This is a genomic window from Halobacillus sp. BBL2006, from assembly GCF_000786645.1.
GTDB lineage: Bacteria > Bacillota > Bacilli > Bacillales > Halobacillaceae > Halobacillus.
In genome coordinates, this window is sequence record NZ_JRNX01000717.1 from 1 (window position 1) to 2,541 (window position 2,541).

Sequence of the window (2,541 nt, forward strand, 5' to 3'; positions counted from 1 at the left end):
CAAAGCCTGAGGAAGCTCACCACATGCCCATGGAAAGAGAGTGATTTCCCGGACCTCCTTTTTCTATCCAAGGCAACGGAAATAGGAAGAAATCTCGAAACTGAGTCTTCCGGAATAGGGAACTTAACACAAATAAGATAAACAATAAGATTTAGCCGACTCATTATATTAAAGTCCACACTTTTATTAGTAGATTCGCCCTCCACTATCTTTAAAATTTTCATAGAATATAGAGCTAGACCAGCTAGCAAAGGATAGAAAGGGGGATGGATTATGGTTCAATGTCTATCGTGCAATATCCCTCGTACTGTAAGAGTAAACGAGCAGCAAGCGTTTCAAGTATGCGCACTTACTGCTGATTTAGTATGTGTAGACGCAAGTATTATCGCCACATTAGGAAATCCTTCTCAGAAAGAAGCCTTTGAACTTTTTATGTACACCGAAGGTCAGTTTGTCCCTGTATCATTCAATGATATTGGAGTTTTCATTTATGAAGAGCCTACAATTAACAGCTGTGCCCTCCTGTTTATTACATTTAAAGAAACAGGAAGATATAACTTTCAACTGGACTTAGTCTCTGAAAATGGAAACTTGCCTCTAGCTGACCTTTCTTTTGAAGTCAATGTCGTAAACGAGCTGGAATAGCATACAAAAAAGAAGCAAGCCCGGAATTTGGGCGTGCTTCTTTTTTTAATTACAGATATTTCACACATTCTGGGTTTTTCTATTTTTTATACTAATCGCTGTGACAGCTACTATGAAGAGAGTTAATACTCCGCCTACAAAACCGATGAATAACCAGTTGTATCCCCGATCAGGTTCGAGAAGGAAGACATCTGCTGTTTCTCGCTCCATCCCTAAACGGTAGATTCCTTCATCAGATTGCCGAATAATGCCGTCTTGGATGAGTCCAGTAAGCTGCTGATCATCTTTTAAGTTTGTCAGCTCAGCTGTTTTCGTTTCTTCAGAATTATTGATAGCGATTAATAACGTCTGGTCTTTATACGTCCGTTTGAATACCGCCAATCCCTTATCGTTGTGCAACTCTTCAAAGTCCCCTCTTGTCAGAGCAGGAAATTGTTCTCTCATAGACGTCAGCTTCTCAATTCGCTGCTGAAGCTGCTCATCTCCTGCTTTAAAGTTCATCATAGGTATGCTTGAAGGGTCTCCTCCATCATCTAATGGAACCTCTGAACCAAAATAAAGCACAGGAATTCCAGGAGAGGTGAACAAGTATGTCAGCCCTAGTTCCCATCGTGTAATCGGGTTTTTGTTTTCTTGTACCGTCAGATGAGTGAAGCGTACATTACCAGGACTGTCCATGTTGTGTAAGATCTGATTTGGATTGGAATAAAGCTGTTTGTTTTCTGTCCATATGTCATACAACTCATTCAGTGGTTGTCCTGAAGTTTTAAACACTTTTCGAATTTGATCATTTAATGCTACATCAACTCTTCCATCTATAGCTGGGCTGGCTGCATCAGCTGCGACGAAAAAATCTTCTCTCAACGTTGTTACATGCTCAGAAAATTCTTTGATGAAATCTGGAGAAACTGCAGCAGCATCCACAAGTTTGAACGCGTCTACTCCTGTTTCGTCTATCCAAAATTTTGCCGTTTCCAATAAATATTGTTGGACTTCAGGATTATCGGTATTCAGTGCTGGTGCTTCTTTCAGCCAACGATTTTGGATCTCTTCCGTTTCATCCGTGTACCATTGCGTTTTCGTCTCATCCTCTACCCAAGCATGCTCGGGACTTGTATGGCCAATTACCATATCAAACATGACTTTCATATCTCGCTTGTGCGCTTCTTCCACAAGCCGTTTAACATCTTCTAGACTCCCGAAGTGCTCTTCTACTGAGCGAAAGTCTTCAATCCAATAACCATGGTAGCCTTGCTCACTGTTTGCCATGATTGGGGATAATTCGATTGTCGAAAATCCAAGTTCTTCAATGTGGTCCAATTGATCGATGATTCCTTGAATGTCACCACCATGATAGGCATCAGGGTTGTTTGGGTCCACTCCGTCATCGTTGTGTACGCTGCTATTCATGAAACGATCGACCATTAGGTAATAAATGCTTTCATCCTGCCATTTTCGTTCTTCTTTTTCCACGGCTCCTACGGGGAGGGCGTATAAAAAAAGTAACGGGACCATGAGAAGGAATACTGATTTTCTCATTACCGCTCCTCCTTCGCACATTAATGCTAACCCTTCTAGAGTATCCCTTTCTCCCGCCTATCGTCAATTCAATCTGAAGGTTTTGACAGCGAATACATAAATTAGTCACATTTAATGAAGTGGATTTATCAGCAATTACCGCTTGATACCTCAAACCCCTCTTTTAAATCATTTGTATAATCGTTATGTATTCAAAGATAATTTCCTAACTGGAAATGTCACGAATTCACCCCATAAAAGCTCCAGGTTGCAGAAGACTCGAAATTGAGAGTGAAAAGTGAGGGAGGGAAAGGAAAACAGCTCGCTTTCCGCGGGCAGATGCCGAGCCTCCTCGGACTCCGTCGAAGCCACTGAAAA

2 protein-coding genes are annotated in these 2,541 nt (G+C 41.4%); one reads left to right on the plus strand and one right to left on the minus strand.

What is annotated here, in order from left to right; translation table 11 throughout:
• Positions 1-273 precede the first annotated feature (273 nt).
• On the plus strand, positions 274-645 hold the full coding sequence (locus LD39_RS18735; RefSeq protein ID WP_035551659.1) for a hypothetical protein: 372 nt from the start codon (positions 274-276) through the stop codon (positions 643-645).
• A gap of 60 nt (positions 646-705) precedes the next feature.
• On the opposite strand, the gene LD39_RS18740 is transcribed toward LD39_RS18735, so the two are convergent.
• Positions 706-2,184: an alpha-amylase family glycosyl hydrolase gene (locus tag LD39_RS18740; protein WP_035551662.1), complete on the minus strand. Its 1,479-nt coding sequence runs from the start codon at positions 2,182-2,184 to the stop codon at positions 706-708.
• Between the last annotated feature and the right edge of the window lie 357 nt (positions 2,185-2,541).